At 59.7% G+C, this 15,996-nt stretch carries 16 protein-coding genes; 9 read left to right on the top strand and 7 right to left on the bottom strand.

Annotated elements, in window-relative coordinates:
• Positions 1-33: 33 nt before the first annotated feature.
• Positions 34-543: a hypothetical protein gene (locus HY795_07955; GenBank protein MBI4805154.1), complete on the top strand. Its 510-nt coding sequence runs from the start codon at positions 34-36 to the stop codon at positions 541-543.
• A gap of 96 nt (positions 544-639) precedes the next feature.
• Here the strand turns inward: HY795_07955 and HY795_07960 are convergent, their stop codons facing one another.
• Positions 640-1,224, bottom strand: coding sequence for a hypothetical protein (locus tag HY795_07960; protein ID MBI4805155.1), 585 nt, complete (start codon positions 1,222-1,224; stop codon positions 640-642).
• Positions 1,225-1,859: 635 nt separating this feature from the next.
• Between HY795_07960 and HY795_07965 the strand changes: the two genes are divergently transcribed.
• The 7 genes from HY795_07965 (at position 1,860) to HY795_07995 (ending at position 9,758) form a co-directional block, all read left to right on the top strand.
• Entirely contained in the window at positions 1,860-2,564 is a 705-nt protein-coding gene (locus tag HY795_07965; protein MBI4805156.1) for a Bax inhibitor-1/YccA family protein, read from the top strand.
• Positions 2,565-2,610: 46 nt separating this feature from the next.
• The gene (locus HY795_07970; protein ID MBI4805157.1) at positions 2,611-3,675 is read left to right on the top strand and encodes a tetraacyldisaccharide 4'-kinase; all 1,065 of its coding nucleotides are present in this window, start codon (positions 2,611-2,613) and stop codon (positions 3,673-3,675) included.
• Between the two features lie 184 nt (positions 3,676-3,859).
• Complete coding sequence (locus HY795_07975; protein MBI4805158.1) at positions 3,860-5,896, top strand: HAMP domain-containing protein; 2,037 nt, start codon at positions 3,860-3,862, stop codon at positions 5,894-5,896.
• 14 nt (positions 5,897-5,910) lie between these two features.
• On the top strand, positions 5,911-6,390 hold the full coding sequence (locus HY795_07980; GenBank protein MBI4805159.1) for a chemotaxis protein CheW: 480 nt from the start codon (positions 5,911-5,913) through the stop codon (positions 6,388-6,390).
• Positions 6,391-6,865: 475 nt separating this feature from the next.
• On the top strand, positions 6,866-8,899 hold the full coding sequence (locus HY795_07985) for a HAMP domain-containing protein (protein ID MBI4805160.1): 2,034 nt from the start codon (positions 6,866-6,868) through the stop codon (positions 8,897-8,899).
• Between the two features lie 15 nt (positions 8,900-8,914).
• Positions 8,915-9,424, top strand: coding sequence for a chemotaxis protein CheW (locus HY795_07990; GenBank protein ID MBI4805161.1), 510 nt, complete (start codon positions 8,915-8,917; stop codon positions 9,422-9,424).
• Between the two features lie 145 nt (positions 9,425-9,569).
• Entirely contained in the window at positions 9,570-9,758 is a 189-nt protein-coding gene (locus HY795_07995; GenBank protein ID MBI4805162.1) for a hypothetical protein, read from the top strand.
• A 1-nt stretch (position 9,759) separates the two neighbouring features.
• Here HY795_07995 and HY795_08000 read toward each other — a convergent pair whose 3' ends face one another.
• Positions 9,760-10,863, bottom strand: a complete 1,104-nt coding sequence (locus HY795_08000) for an AAA family ATPase (protein ID MBI4805163.1) — start codon at positions 10,861-10,863, stop codon at positions 9,760-9,762.
• Between the two features lie 2 nt (positions 10,864-10,865).
• Entirely contained in the window at positions 10,866-11,339 is a 474-nt protein-coding gene (locus tag HY795_08005) for an Lrp/AsnC family transcriptional regulator (GenBank protein MBI4805164.1), read from the bottom strand.
• A gap of 132 nt (positions 11,340-11,471) precedes the next feature.
• Between HY795_08005 and HY795_08010 the strand changes: the two genes are divergently transcribed.
• A complete protein-coding gene (locus HY795_08010) occupies positions 11,472-12,464 on the top strand; it encodes an NAD(P)-dependent glycerol-3-phosphate dehydrogenase (GenBank protein ID MBI4805165.1) in 993 nt (330 codons plus the stop codon).
• 173 nt (positions 12,465-12,637) lie between these two features.
• Here HY795_08010 and HY795_08015 read toward each other — a convergent pair whose 3' ends face one another.
• From HY795_08015 to cbiE, 4 genes are read right to left on the bottom strand one after another with little or no spacing between them, the layout of a single operon-like run.
• The gene (locus HY795_08015; protein ID MBI4805166.1) at positions 12,638-13,033 is read right to left on the bottom strand and encodes a YjbQ family protein; all 396 of its coding nucleotides are present in this window, start codon (positions 13,031-13,033) and stop codon (positions 12,638-12,640) included.
• 21 nt (positions 13,034-13,054) lie between these two features.
• On the bottom strand, positions 13,055-13,816 hold the full coding sequence (cobM, locus tag HY795_08020; protein MBI4805167.1) for a precorrin-4 C(11)-methyltransferase: 762 nt from the start codon (positions 13,814-13,816) through the stop codon (positions 13,055-13,057).
• Positions 13,813-14,682 carry a hypothetical protein gene (locus tag HY795_08025; GenBank protein ID MBI4805168.1) on the bottom strand — a complete coding sequence of 290 codons (870 nt, stop codon included), beginning with the start codon at positions 14,680-14,682 and terminating at the stop codon, positions 13,813-13,815. The genes cobM and HY795_08025 overlap by 4 nt, the downstream gene beginning before the upstream one ends.
• 19 nt (positions 14,683-14,701) lie before the next feature.
• Entirely contained in the window at positions 14,702-15,940 is a 1,239-nt protein-coding gene (cbiE, locus tag HY795_08030) for a precorrin-6y C5,15-methyltransferase (decarboxylating) subunit CbiE (protein MBI4805169.1), read from the bottom strand.
• Positions 15,941-15,996 lie beyond the last annotated feature (56 nt).

Genomic DNA, 15,996 nt, shown 5'->3' on the forward strand with positions numbered 1-15,996 from the left:
ATTATCGACATCGATGAACTCATGGACCGGGCAATGCACGATTATGCTCATAAATCGAGGGAAGAACTCCTGCGTGAAGTGGAACGACTGAAAAGGGCGGTCTGCCATCTGGAAGCGGCCGAACTTGCCCGCCGCAGATTGCATGACAAGCTTTTTGTGGAATGCAACGCCTTCCGGGCCGCCTTCGACCTCTCCCCGGTGCCTCAGTTTTGGCACGACCGGGAGGGCCGGACCCTTCGTCTCAACAAAGCTGCCCAGAACCTGCTTGGAATGGAAACGCCTCCGCCCGAATTTACCGTGTTCAACGACCCACAACTCGTCTTGATAGGCGTGCCCGAGTACTTCAAACGGGTCCTAGCCGGAGAAACCGTACGGGTGCCAAAGCACGCTTTCACTCCTTCCCAAACCCACACCGGAGCCCTCGAAAAAAAGCTCATGGTGGCTTCCGTCATGTATCCGGTTTTCAGCCCTGAAGGCGGGGTGACCTCCGTGGTGACCCAGCTTTTCGATCTCAAGGCCCTGGCAGGGGAAGACGAAGACTAAGCTGCCAGCCTTTACACACGGGCTCACAATTCGTATCCGCCCCGCTTCCCGCCCGGCAACTCCCCGCTTTAAACGCGGCTTCGCCGATCACTGACGCTATTTGGCGTCGTCGAAACGTCTGCGCACCTCTTCAAGCCGCTCCCGGTATCCCTTTGCGTCGCCATATTCAAAAAAATGCCGGTACCTGCTGTGCACCGATTTCAAAGGCCGGGCGTGCCGCACCGGACACCAGTATTGCTCGGTCCTGGCGGCCACCTCGGTGACGTATGCGATCAGCCCGTTGAAGTAGCTGCAGTATGCGCAGTTCAGCTTCTCGATCCAGTTCAGATAGCTCAGCACATGGCGATCCATGATGACATACTCGCCGCGTTTCACTCGAGGGATGCCGTATATGGGAAAGCACGCGAGCTGGTAGACATTGACCACCAAATCCATGAACGCCGCCGGAATGAGCGCCGACCAGATGATCGGGATGGTCAGTATCTTCATGGCCCCGGACTCGTAGACGTAATCCAGCCATTTGAGCGTCATCTTCCTGTGGTACTGTTTGACCTCTTCGCTGAAGCGGACCTTCTTGTCGCGGATGGTGTAGAGGAGCTCGTCTTCCGTCTTGCGCAGCTCTTCCAGAAGCTCCTTCTCCAACAATTCGATCCGATCCAGAATGTCATCGACTTTACTCATGAATGCTCCTTGCCCGGGCTGTGTTCACCCAAGGTATTGCATGAAGAAACTAGCACGGTTGCCGAGCATTCCCATCCTTTTATTCCCTGAGAACCCCGGAGGTATGCTGGCCTCGGCACATTGTTCCGTGGCATGCTTCCTGCTTATTTCCATTCAAGCTGGACGGCATGTGAGACGGTGCGGTGATGAACCAACAGCTACATAAAAAACGTAGACATACAGGTTCTATCCCAACAACCCGCGCCACGGCCGGATCGGCAAAAGCCCGACACTTGCGCCCGGGCGGACCAACACCCTCAGAATACACCTATACACGAGGGTCCGCCGGAACCACCTGAAGGGCTTTTTTCTTGGTCTTTCCTTAAATCCACTTGCGAATCCGTTCTGCCTGGCTCCACGGACCCCGTAAAACGACAGCGTATTCTGCTTCGGTCAAATTCCTGACGGAACATATCCTTTCACAAAGCACCCTCATACCGAACCAGCCCAGACTACGTAGACTGCCGTCTCCGTGCCCTCTAGCGAAACATGCGTATTTCTGGCAAAATTTAACAGTTTGCGAGGCGCTCTTGCCAGAGCCGCCTCCAGAGGCTATCTACTCGTTAGTTTGTGGAATCATCAGAAGGAGATTCGACATGTACAACGCCTACAACGCACAGCAGACCATCCCCCGCGCAGAGGCGCTCAATGCCTTCATGCGCGGCGTATACGGCTGGATGGGGGCGGGCCTTGGCCTTACCGCCCTGGTGGCCGTGAGCGTGGCTTCCAGCCCCGCTCTTTTGAAAATCGTCTTCAACCCGGTAGTGCTCATTGCCCTGGTGATCGCCGAGTTCGCCCTGGTGATGATCCTTTCCGCCCGCATCAACCGCATGGCAGCGGGCACCGCCACCGGCATGTTCCTGGCCTACAGCGCTCTGAACGGTATGACTCTCTCGAGCATCTTCATCGTCTACACGGCCACCTCCATCGCCTCCGCCTTCGCCGTGACAGCCGGTATGTTCATAGCCATGAGCGTCTACGGCATGGTCACCAAGCGCGACCTCACCTCCCTGGGAAGCTTCCTCTTCATGGGGCTCATCGGCATGGTGATCGCCATGGTGGTGAACATATTCCTTAAGAGCTCGATGATGAGCTTCATCATCGACTGCGTGGGCGTGCTGGTCTTCACCGGCCTTACCGCCTACGACACCCAGCGCCTGAAGGACATGGGCGAAACCGCCCCCATGAACGACTCCACCGCCATCCGCCGTGGTTCCATCCTGGGCGCGCTCACTCTTTACCTGGACTTCATAAACCTCTTCTTGATCATGCTCCGCCTTTTCGGCGGCAACCGCGACTAGCCTCCCATACGCCGGGGAGCCGAAAGGCTCCCCGGTTTTCATACCCATGCAGGACATCTTCGTCTGGCAACACCGTTTCCGCCATCTGCTCGCCCCTCCGGCCGCGCTGACCTCTCTTGCCATGCGCCTGCGCGCGGCCCTTTACGCGCGCCACGTCCTCCCTTCCTGGACCCCGCCTGTTCCTGCGGTCTGCGTGGGGGGAGTTAATTCCCTGGCCCGGGGAAAGGTTCTGGTGACAGCCTGGCTTATGGGCTGGGCCGAGGCACGGGGGCTTCATCCCGCACTCCTGGCCGGGCCGCGCGACGCCTCACCAAGCGACATGCCCTTTTTGGTAACAGCCGATACCCCGGCTGCGCAGTGCGGTACTGACGCGGCCCTTCTGGCGCGCTACCGGCCAGGAGCGACAATAATGGCCGACGACAAGCCCGGGCGGGCGGGGAAATCGGTCTCCAAGGCGCACCAACCAGGGATATTCATTCTCCACGACTTTTCCTCAGCGCTTTCCATTGGCCGGAACGCGGAAATCCAACTGCTGAACGCACACGACCTGGACAAAGGCTGGAACCGGCCGTTCCCGGCGGGTTCCTGGCGGGAGGGCAAGCACGCCCTGAAAAGGGCCAACGCCTTCATACTGCACATCTGGCCGGACGAACTTCCGCTGCGCAAAACCCTGGCCGAACGCCGGCTGGCGCATCTGGGCAAGCCGATCTTCACCGTGCATCCTCGCATATGGCGCTTGCGCCAAGCCACTGGCGAGACAGCCACCGACCTGGGAGGGGAGCCGTACCTGCTCGTTACTGCCGAATCCAACCAGGACGTGGCTGCCAAGGCCGCACAGGCATTCATCGGCCTGCCCCCCAGATTGCGCATCGTCTTCCCGGACTCGCATCGCTTCACCAACCAGGACCAGGACCAGATCGCCGCGGATGCCGCACGCATACGCGCCCCCCACGTGCTGGCAACGCCCGAGGCCGCCCTTCGCCTGGCCTCGGTGCCCGGCAGGACCCTCTGGACCTACGACCCCGATGTGGTGCTGGGCGCCTGCCTCGTAACCGGGCAGAATTTCTTGCCCTGGTGGGAAACATGCTGGACTGAACTGTCCGTCCGTTAACCGCCCTCTCTTCTGGTCCACTGCGGATTTCTCCTCCATCTTCCTGGACCAACTAGCCGACTTTCTGTACTTTTCCCCCGGCGTCTTCTCTTCGTAACCATGAAGAATGTATGCTCACCCACCCAAAGTTGTTCCTGTTGTAACGCTCAATTCCAAACCCTCTGCTTGCATCAAGGATGTATTCATGCGCAATTTAAAGCTCGGTATGAAGATTGGCCTGGGGTTCGGCATTCTCATTCTTATTGCCGCCCTGCTCGGCGGCATGGCCATGCTCAATATGGGAACAGTGGGCAGACAGGCTGACCGCCTGTCCCAGGAAGTCGCACCTGCCGTGGCCGTAGCCAACCTGCTGGAGCGCCACGCCCAGACCGCCATGCTCAACACCCGCTCCTTCAACCTGACCAGCGACGACAAATACTGGGACCTGGCAGTGAAGTCCTTCGCTGACATGGAAAAAGATCTAAAGGAAGCCAAGGACCTGGCCCAAAAGTATCCCACCCTGGTGGCCCTGAATCAGAACACGGACAGGGCCGCAGCAGCGGTGGCCGAATACGTAAGACTTGCCACCCAGACCCACGATCTGGACAAGGCCATCATCGCCAACCGCAACGTAATGGCTGAGACTGCCAACGCCTTTGGCAAGACAACCACGGCGTTCCTTGAATACCACCAGGCCACATTGGCCAAGGAAATGGATTCCAAACTCGAACCGGCCAAACTCAAGGAACGCCTGGATAAGATAGGCTGGCTAGCGGAAGTGACCCAGATCACCGGCGGCATCCGCATGGCCTATTGGCGAGCAACCGCCACACGCGACCCCAAAGTCTTGCAAAGCATCCTGAAAGACTTCGATACGATCGGCGTGCTCTTTGACAAGGTACGAGCCTCGACCCACCAGGAAACCAACCTCCGCCAAGTCGCGGACATCAAGAAGGGACTGGACACTTACAGAGACGGCGTGAACACCGTTCTCAAAAACTGGCAGACCCTGGACGAACTCGGCCAGAAACGCGCCCAGGCCAGCGCGGCTATGGTTGAGGCGGCAACGGCCGTGGCCGTGGCCGGTGTTAAGGAAACCCAGGAGCTCACCACCGCCGCCTCCCACAGTCTTTCCTCCGCCTCTTCCATCATGGCTGTGGGCCTTCTCGTGGCCCTTATGCTGGGTGCCGTGGTGGCCTACGTGATCACCAAAGGCATCACCGGACCGGTGATCCAGGGAGTGGCCTTTGCCCAGAAAATGGCTGAAGGCGACATGACCCAGAGCCTTAATGTGAACCAGAAAGACGAAATCGGCATCCTGGCCGACGCCCTGCGGGAGATGACCAGGCGCTTAAACGAGGTGATGAGCGAGGTGATGGAGGGTGCCAACAACGTGGCCGCCGGATCCCAGCAACTCTCTGCCACTTCCGAGACCCTCTCCCAAGGGGCTGCCGAGCAGGCAGCCAGTGTGGAGGAAGTTTCCTCCTCCATGGAAGAGATGGCCTCCAACATCCAGCAGAACGCGGACAACTCGGTGCAGACCGAATCCATGGCATTAAAGGCCGCCAAGGACGCCGAGGAAGGCGGCCGGGCCGTGGCACAGACCGTGGGGGCCATGAAGCAGATCGCCGAGAAGATTTCCATCATCGAGGAGATAGCCCGCCAGACCAACCTTTTGGCCTTGAACGCCGCCATCGAGGCAGCCAGGGCCGGGGAACACGGCAAGGGCTTCGCGGTTGTCGCCGCCGAGGTGCGCAAGCTGGCTGAACGCTCCGGCCACGCCGCGGCGGAAATCTCCTCCCTGTCCACAGACTCAGTGGCCGTGGCTGAAAAAGCGGGCACCATGCTCACGGCCATTGTGCCGGACATTAAGAAGACAGCCGAGCTGGTCCAGGAGATCGCGGCCGCTTCACGCGAGCAGAACACCGGAGCCGACCAGATCAACAAGGCCATCCAGCAGCTCGACCAGGTCATCCAGCAGAATGCCTCGGCATCGGAAGAGATGGCCTCCACCTCGGAAGAACTCTCCAGCCAGGCCGAACAACTGCTCTCCACCGTGAGCTTTTTCAAGCTTACCGGAGGACACGGCACGCGCAGAGAAACCCCCAAGGCCCTGGCAAGTGCGTCCGGGCCCGCTCCGTCCAAGCCCACGCTTGCGCCCAAAAAGAAGTCAGGCCCGAAAAAGGGCGTGGTGCTGGACCTTGGCAGCGACGTGACGGACGCGGATTTCGAAAAATTCTAGCCAGGGGGAGAGTCGTGAGTGGCACAACGAATCAGTTCCTGACCTTCACCTTGGGGGAGGAGATTTTCGCCCTGGACATCTCGTCAGTGCGCGAAGTTCTGGAATACACCACCATCACCAAGGTCCCCCGCACTCCGGAATACATCCGGGGAGTCATCAACCTCAGGGGGCGGGCGGTGCCCGTGGTGGACCTGCGGCTCAAGTTCGGCATGCCCGGAACAGAGCGCACCGTGGACACATGCATCATCATCGTGGAAGTTCTCCTCGGCGGTGAGCAGACCGTTCTCGGTGCCCTGGCCGACTCGGTGCAGGAAGTCATGGATATCGAACCCAAGGACATTGAACCCGCCCCGAAGATGGGCACGACCATCAAGGCGGATTTCATCCTGGGAATCGGCAAGCACGAGGATGGCTTCATCCTGCTTTTGGACATCAACAAGGTCTTTACCGAGGATGAACTCATCCAAGTGGCGCAAACCGGGGACCGCGCCTAATACAGCTTCATAGCCTTACACGCATCCGGCCGGGTGGACGCACCCCTCGGCCGGATTTCGTTTCCCGCAGGAGGAAGTAGCGTTTTTCAGCCATGCATGTGGTGCGATCTCCTGTTCATGATCCAGTCCGCGTCTTGGCTTCACTCTCCTTCAGTCCCCCAAACATTACGGCCGGGCATTCCCTCTACAATTTTCTCCCACCGGCCGAACTTCATAGCCGCGCCCTGATTTTTCCTGAGCGGCTGCTGTCTGTATCCGTTCTTGCTTCTCAGATCCCCCATCCCCCTTTTCTTCATCCGGGCGACGGGTTCAGTCACAGCCCCATCTCGAACGCTCCAGGCCTTTCTTCATTTTTTCTCGCTTTTTTTTCCACAAAACTAGACCACGGCCATCCGCTTGTGATAGCTTTAACAATAGCCGTGGACTCCTGCCGCTGTACGAAGGGCGCAACATATTGACACGAAAGGACTCTCTTATGCGCAACTTGAAGCTCGGAGTGAAGATCGGACTGGGATTCGGAATTCTTATCCTTATTGCGGCCCTGCTGGGCGGCATGGCCATGCTGAACATGCTCACCGTGGGCAAACAGGCGGACCGCCTGGCCCAGGAGGTCGCTCCGGAAGTGGCCATAGCCAACGCCGTTGAACGCGATTCCCTGAAAACCATGTTCGAAATGCGCGGCTACGGCCTAACCGGCGAGCATAAGTACTGGGACGCTGCCTCAAAACATTTGGCTGACGTGGAAAAAGACTTGAAAGACGCCAGGGACCTCGCCCAGAAATACCCCCGCCTGACAAAGCTCAAGGAGAACGCCGATAAGGCCACTGCGGCTGCGGCCGAATACAAAAGATTCGCCAACCAGACTCGAGAGTTCGAAACGGCACTGGAAGCCAACAGACACACCATGGACCAGGCCGCCCAGACCTTCATAAAAAACGCCTACGACTACCTGGAAAGCCAGAACAAGGCCCTGAAGGACGTTCTCGCCCAGCCTTCGGCGGAATCCTCCAAGGTCAAGGACCGCACGGACAAGATCGAATGGATGAACGACATAATAGACGCTGGCAACGCCATCCGTCTGGCCAACTTCAAGGGCCAGGCCCTTCGAGACTTCTCCCATATTAAGGACGCGATGAAGCAGTTCGACGTCATCTTCGCCAAGGAACAGCAGATCCGGCCCCTAACCCGCCAGGAAGCCAACATCCGGCAGCTGGGCGAGGTCCGCAAGGGTGCAGAAGCATACAAGGAGGCCATGCTGGCCTTCATGAAGAACTGGCAGGCCCTGGAAGACGCCAGCAAGAAGCGCGTTGAGGCTGCGGACGCCGTGCTCAAGGCTGCGGAAGAGACCTCCACCTATGGGGTGAAGGTCACCGAGGAACTCACTGCCGAGGCTTCCCACAGCCTGTCCACCGCCTCCACCATCATGGCCATCGGTTTGCTCGTCGCGCTCATTATCGGCGTGGCTGTGGCCATTTTCATCACCAAGGGCATCACTGGCCCTGTGATCCAGGGAGTCACCTTCGCCCAGAAGATGTCCGAGGGCGACATGACCTTGGACCTGGACGTGAACCAGAAAGACGAGATCGGCATGTTGGCCGATGCTCTTCGTGAAATGACGCGCCGACTGAACGAAGTGATGGGCGAGGTGGTGGAAGGGGCCAACAACGTTGCCTCGGGCTCCCAGCAGCTCTCGGCCACCTCCGAATCGCTCTCCCAGGGGGCCTCAGAACAGGCGGCCAGCGTGGAAGAGGTCTCCTCCTCCATGGAAGAAATGGCTTCCAACATCCAGCAGAACGCGGACAACTCGGTGCAGACCGAGTCCATGGCTCTTAAAGCCGCCAAGGACGCCGAGGAAGGCGGACAGGCCGTGGCCCAGACCGTTGGCGCCATGAAGCAGATCGCCGAGAAGATCTCCATCATCGAGGAAATAGCCCGCCAGACCAACCTCCTGGCCCTGAACGCCGCCATTGAAGCGGCCCGGGCCGGAGAACACGGAAAAGGCTTCGCTGTAGTGGCCGCCGAAGTGCGGAAACTGGCCGAACGCTCCGGGCATGCTGCCGCGGAAATCTCATCCCTCTCTTCGGACTCCGTGGCCGTTGCTGAAAAAGCCGGAGTCATGCTCACAGCCATCGTCCCGGACATCAAGAAGACCGCCGAGCTGGTCCAGGAGATTTCGGCCGCCTCACGCGAGCAGAACGCCGGGGCCGACCAGATCAACAAGGCCATCCAGCAGCTCGACCAGGTCATCCAGCAAAACGCCTCGGCCTCGGAAGAGATGGCCTCCACCTCGGAGGAACTTTCCAGCCAGGCCGAACAACTCCTTTCAACCGTAAGCTTCTTCAGGCTCAAGGGAACCCAGGGCATGCGCCGCCAAGCTCCCAAGGCCCTGCCGGCCGGTCCGTCCGCGCCCAGGCCGAAAGCCGCTCCGAGAAAGCCTGCCTCGCCCAAGGGCGGAGTGGTCCTGGATCTGGCTTCGGAAACCCATGACGATGATTTTGAAAAATTCTAGCGCAGGGGGCGTTCCGTGAGTGACACCACAAACCAATTCCTGACCTTCACCCTGGGCGAGGAGGTCTTCGCCCTGGACATCTCGTCCGTGCGCGAGGTGCTGGAATACACAACCATTACAAAAGTCCCCCGCACACCGGAGTACATACGGGGAGTCATCAACCTCCGGGGGAGGGCCGTGCCGGTTGTAGACGTGCGTCTCAAATTCGGCATGCCCGAGACCGCCCGCACGGTGGACACATGCATCATCATCGTGGAGGTCACCCTCGGCGGTGAGGAAACCGTGCTCGGGGCACTGGCCGACTCGGTCAAAGAGGTCATGGACATCGAGCCGCACGAAATTGAACCCGCCCCGAAACTGGGCACGTCCATCAAGGCGGACTTCATCCTGGGCATTGGCAAGCACGGAGAGGACTTCATCCTGCTTTTAGACATCAACAAGGTGTTTACCGACGAGGATCTTGCTCAATTGGCCACAATCGGCGGGAGCGGTACTGCCGGCACGGCAGGCCAGGACGCGGCATAAAAAAGGGGCCTTCGGGCCCTTTTTTTCTAAACTTTACATACCTCACTGCCGATGAGGTAAAAGAGTACGTGCATGCTTTGCTAGGCTGCAGTACGCAATACATCAAACACTTACTACACGCCGGAAACGGCTTGCGAGGCGTACCATGGATGCTCCCGGGGCACCGCCCAGAATACCCGACGCAATAGTGATCAACAAGATCATCCAGGAATACATGGTGGTGAGTTCTCGTTTGCGCAACGCCGAAATCGAAGCCTTCGCAAACAGTGCCAACCGAACTGATGTGCTCATGATGGAGGTCTTCAAGGGCCTCATCGCCAAAGCCAAGGCTTAGCCTACCTGACCAACCTATCCTGCACCATTCCTCTGTCAATGGTGAGGCTATGTCCCTGCTCGGACTTTTGCAATTTGGGCTGGCTGAAGGGGTCGAACTCCGCGTCGGCCATGATGCGGCTGAACAGCTCCCGCAAAGCCCTTGCCCCTATGCGCGTATTACGCAGGGCATGCTCGGCAATCATATCCAACGCCTCCTGAGTCACCCGCAGGTCTATTCCCATGGAGGCGAAAAACTCGCGGCAATGCCTGAGCGGGGAATCATCCGCAGCCAGCAGAATCTGCACCAGGTCCTCCTTGGCCAAATCGTCCAGGATGGCGATTGAGGAAAAGCGCGACAAAAACTGCGGCAACATTCCGTAGGTGAACATGTCCGAAAGGCGCAGATAATCCACCAGCTTGAAGCGGGTCACGGCGGTTACCCGGACCTCTCCGTCTCCGGTGCGCTGAAGCTCGGTTGTTTCCCTGAGCCTGCGGTCGTCCTTGCGGTTTATGATGAGCCCATAGACCTGGTCGTAGAGTTCCTCGAAGGCTCCGCCGCAAACAAAGAGAATCTTGCTGGTGTCCACGGGCACGTTGGTGGCCACTTCCTGGCCGTTCTCCGTAACCGTTACCGGCACCATGATGGTTTCGCCCTCCAGGATGGTCAACAGGGCCTGCTGCAGGGCGATGCCCACGGGATTGGGCTTGCCGGAGATACGTGCCGATATCTTGTCCACCTCGTCCAAGCAGACCGTGGCGTTTTGCAGCCCCTGGCGCATGGTCTCGCGGTCAACGTTCTCGCCCAGCTGCTTTTTGACGGCCGCTTCCAGGGCGGTGAACAGTCTGGCGGTACGAATGTCGCCTTCCTCGCCAGCCAGAATGTTGGCATTGAGCACGGCCATCACCCTGTACGGGGCCATCTCGTCATGATCCATGTAGAAACGGTGGATGGTCTTCATGATGGTGGTCTTGCCCGTTCCCGAGTTTCCCACCAGAAGGATGTTGCCCGCCCGAATGCCTGATACGTGTTTGTACACCGACACTGAAATAAGCCGCAGCACCTCGCGCTGGCCAAGCACCCGCTTGGCCATATACTCGTATATATCTTTGGGGAGGATGGGCATGGCTAAAAGTACCGCATGCTGGTCTTCTTGAATTCCTTTCGGCTTTCCAGCACGTCGTAGTCCTCCACGCCGGAGAGTCTGGCCAGCTCGGCCACGGTCTCGCTGCAGGCTTCCCGGGTCTTGGCGTGAACCATGGTGTAGAGGTTGTAGGGCCAGTCCATGCAGTTGACCCGGTGGTAGCAGTGGGAGATCTCCGGCCTCGCGGCCATGAAGGCGCCCACACGCTCCATGTCCTCGCCGTCCACGAACCAAGCCACCATGGCGTTGGAGCCGTATCCGGCCTTCTGGTGGCGCAAGGTGGCACCGAAACGCCTGATCTCGCCGCGTTCCTTCATGCCGTTCAAAAGCTCCAGGACCTCTTCCTGGCTCACCCCGGCCTGCCGTGCCACTTCCGCGAAAGGCTCGGCGCCGTCGGGCAGATCACCCTGCACAAGGGCCAGGATGCGCTTCTGTGAATCGGTGAACTCTTTGGCCATGGGGATCGCAGCTCCTTTAAGACGTGCTGATAACGCCTTTATCTCTACCGGGTTCATGTGCTAGTTGCAATCACGGCGAGACGGGGCGCTTCTCCGCTCTGGCCACCATACCAACGGTTTCCGGGAGATCCCATGAACATATCCGTTATCGGCGGCGGCAGCTGGGGGACAACCCTGGCCGACCTGCTGGCTCACAAGGGTTTGAATGTCACCATCTGGGTCCGCGAGATGGAGCTTCTGGCCGAGATCAAATCCAAGGGGGAGAACACCTGGTACATGCCTGGGGTGAAGCTCTCGCCGAATCTGCAGGCCACCATGGACCTGGCCCAAGCCTGTGAGGGCAAGGACCTGTTCCTCATGGCCGTGCCGAGCCAGTTTTTGCGTTCCGTGCTCGGGGAAATGCACCCCATGCTGCAAAAGAACTCCGCCATCGTCTGCGCCAACAAGGGCATCGAACTCGATACCGGAAAAACCATGTCCGAAGTCTGTGACGAGGCCATGGGGGCCAAAAAGCACCGCTTCGCGGTCCTTTCCGGCCCCAGCTTCGCCTATGAAGTCATCCGCCGCATGCCCACGGCCGTAAGCCTCGGCTGTAAGGACAAGACCTTGGCCAAAGACGTGCAGGACCTGTTCGCAACCGATTATTTCCGTGTCTACACCAACAAGGACGTCAGGGGCGTGGAACTGGGCGGCGCGGTAAAAAACATCATCGCCATCGCCGCGGGCGTGTCGGACGAGCTTGGTTTCGGTTCCAATGCCCGCGCGGCACTCATAACCCGAGGACTTGCGGAAATGGGCCGGCTTGGCTCCAAGATGGGAGCGGACCCCAAAACCTTCATGGGCCTCTCCGGCCTTGGCGACCTGGTGCTGACCTGCACCGGCGACCTCTCCCGCAACCGGCAGGTGGGCAAGCGTCTGGCGCGTGGCCAGAAGCTCATGGACATCCTGGGCGAGATGAAGATGGTGGCCGAGGGCGTCAAAACCACCCAGGCCGTGCATGCGCTGTCCAAGAAACTCAAGGTGGAATTGCCCATTACCGAGCAGGTCAACGCCATCCTCTACGAGGACAAGGACCCGGCCCAGGCGGTGCGCGACTTGATGACCAGGGCGCTCAAGGACGAATAAACAAGAGAATTGCCTCCGGCGGCCAAAGGGACGAAGTCCCTTTGGAATCCCATATAGCTTCGCGGCCAGAAACGTTAACGTTTCTGGCCGCGAAGCTATTGAGGGGTCCAGGGGAAATGATTTCCCCTGGCGGGGTGCAGGGGCAGAGCCCCTGCCATAACATTTCTCCTGTGCTATTTCCCCATCCATTTGGCCCAGAGTTGCCTGGTCCTGGGGCCGTCGAACTCGCAGAAAAACACCCCCTGCCAAGTTCCCAGGCAGAGCTTCCCGTTCTCCACGAAAAGATTCAGTCCCGGCCCCATGCAGCTGGCCTTCAGGTGTGCGTCCGAATTGCCTTCCGCATGGTGGTAGTCGCCGCGCTCCGGCACCAGCCGCGCAAGTGTGGCCAGGATATCCCGGACCACGTCCGGGTCGGCGTTTTCGTTGATGGTGAGCCCGGCTGTCGTGTGGGGGCAGTGCAGGAAGAGCATGCCGTCCTTCCAGCCGTTCTGGGACACCATATCCTGGATCTGGCCGGTGATGGCCAGGAGCTGTTCGCGCTTGGCGGTTCTAATGGTCAGGGTTTCCACGGTCAGCCTCCTCCCATGGTATCACTCGCCACCCGGCCTGGCGCCGTGGGAGAACTTCGGGTCGTAGAGTTTCGAGCGTGTGATGGCCCCGTACCCTGGCAGCACCATGAAAAGCGTCTGCTTCATCAGATTGCGCTCGCGGACCAGTTCCGGAAAAGCCCGTACGGTGGAGAGGTGCAACTCCTCCTCGGGCCAGCCCACCCGGTGGGCCACGGCCACGCAGGTGTCCGCCGGATAGCCCCCGGCCAGAAGTTCCTCGCGAACGGTCTCCGGATCAGTGGAACTCAAGTACACGGCCAAGGCGCTACGATGTTTGGCCAAATCTCGCAGACGTTCGGCCTCGGGCACCGGGGTACGGCCTGCCAAACGGGTGAGGATGAGGGTTTGGGTGATTTCAGGCGCGGTTGCGGACACCCTGAGTGCGGCAGCGGTGGCTGCTGCAGCCGTAACCCCCGGAACCACTGCGTACTCCACCCCTGCCGCTTCCAGGAGCCTGGCCTGCTCGCCCACGGTTCCGTAAAGGGCCGGATCTCCGGCCTGGAGCCTGGCCACCCGGCCGCCCCGGCGAACGATTTCCATGATGGCTTCATGGGTCTGTTCCAAAGTCAGGGAGGCACTGTCCAAAAGTTCCGCTCCGGGCTTGGCCAGATCAGTGACTTCCTTCGGTGTGAGCGAGCCTGGATAGATAACCAGGTCGGCCTGGGCGATGACCCGGGCAGCCTTGAGGGTAAGCAGCTCAGGGTCTCCAGGGCCCGCGCCGACGAAGTGGACTCTCGGGGTCATGCCTGTTTGGTCCCGCACTCCGGCCTGTCCGAGAGCCTGTTGAACGTCCAGGTAAGCCCCACAGCGTAGAGCGCGGCCCCGATACCCAACAAGGTGTTGTAGTATGGCGGAGCGGCCAGGGCCAGACGGATGCCCAGGGTGGCCAGGGCGTAGCCAGAGTTGCGAAATACAGCAAGATAGCCGGGGATGAAGCGTTGGGACAGAAGAACCAGCAGTATGTCCGCGAAGACCAGCACTGTGTAGAAAGTGTCGAAGAAGTCGAAGGTCGGCTTGTGGACCAACCCTTCCCAGATGGCCCTGACCCCGAGCGCTGCGAAGACTCCAAGCAGGATGAGCGCCACGATCTTCTTCGAGGCGATGAAGGCGTAACGGGCATGCCCGGACCGGGCCAGCTTTCTTTGTGGCTGCTGGAGGCGGTCATAGACCCCAAGGAGCCCGAATATCACCAGGGCGCCCACGCCGTTGGCAACAATGTGCAGTATGGGTGTCCAGTCGGCAGTTATGTGGATCGGTTCGGGAAGGTTGACCAGTTCCTTGAAGGAGTTGCGCAGGAGAATGAGCGACAGGATTTCAAACTGCTTGCCCATTGCCTTGGAAAAAGAACACGGGAGGATGAGGATGAGCCCGATAACCTCCATGATGAGCACCATGGAGAAGGCAACGCTGACCGCATGGAAATGGTGGTCCGGAGTGAACGAAGCCATCCAGGCGGGCAGAAGTCCCTGTCGCTTGAGTTCGATTCCCGCCAGGGAGGCCAAAAAAATGATCACCAGCGAGGCGGAAATGGTCCGCTCGGTTTTTGGGTCCTCCCAAAAGCGGACCATGGGCTCGAAGATGTTGGTGGAGAGTTCGTAGAGTGACTGCATGGCCAAGCTGCTAACAGATTCAGGCTGGTTTGTCCGCCGCTACGATGAAAACAGGGTTGTCCGCCACCAGATGCAGGTCCGCCGCCAGGGGGGAGCAATGGCTGGCCTGAATCTGGGTGATTTCCATCACCCACCCTAGGTTCTTGAAATGCCCGACCGCCAGGTTGAGCGAACCCAAGAGCACTGTGTTGGCCACAATCCGCCCGCCGGGTTTAAGCCTGCGGCAAGCTTGGTCCAGGGCGGCGATTCCGCCCCCCAGGGAGCCGCCTACGAAAATTCTGTCCGGGTCTGGCAGACCGATGAACGCCTCAGGGGCTTCCCCTTTCACCGCCTTGACCTGCCAGGCCCCGCAGCGGCGAATGTTCTCCCGTATGGATGCGTGACGCTCCGGGTCTCGCTCCACCGAAAACACCCTGCCCAGGGGCATGAGAGAACACGCTTCAATCCCAACAGAGCCGCAACCCGCCCCAACATCCCAGAGGACGCCGTCCCTGGTCAACCGCAACATGGCCAGGGTGCAGGCCCGGGCGGGCCATTTGGTTATGAGCCCATCTTGCTTTTCGTACGCAACGTCCGCCTGCCCGAGCACGGGTGGCCCGTTCTGGGCTGACGAAGCCTCGATGATCACCAGGTTCAACGGGGAAAATTCCTCCTGGGCAGCCTCGCCAGGGCTGAACCTTCGCACGCGTTCTCCCGGAGCGCCCAGTTCCTCCAGCACCCAAACCGCGGCCGTGGCCAATCCCCGTTCGATGAGGAGCCTGGCCACGCTGGCGGGTGTGTTCTCGCTGTCCGTGTAAACCGCCGCCCGGCCTTTGGCAGCCAACGCAGCCATGATGGGGCTGGAGTCGGACCTTCCGTGCAGAGACACCACGGGGAGATCGTTCCAGGCAAGGCCGATGCGCGCGCAGGCCGCCTGCACTGCGGATATTCCCGGGGTGAAATGCAGCGCATCCCTGCCGAAGCGTTCTAGCAGGGTGGCTCCTATTCCAAAAAACAGGGGATCCCCGTCCGCCAGGACCACCACGCTCTCCCCTCTGTTCCTGGCCTGTTCAATCCGGTCCATGGCGCCGGACAATGGCGTGGAGATGATAATCCGTTGGCTCGGAAGATGTGCGAAACGCTCCAGCAGGCGAGTTCCTCCGGCCATCACATCCGCCGAGACTATGCGTTCCATTTCCGACCGGCTGATGCTTCCGCCCATGCCCAGCCCGATGACTTCGATGGGGTGTGTTTTGGTACTCTGCGACTGTCCGCCCATTTTCCCCGCCTTTACTTGATGTAAACCTGCCGGTATTCTCTCGACAGTCCGCTTCT

The organism is Desulfovibrio sp. (assembly GCA_016208105.1).
Lineage (GTDB): Bacteria > Desulfobacterota > Desulfovibrionia > Desulfovibrionales > Desulfovibrionaceae > Fundidesulfovibrio.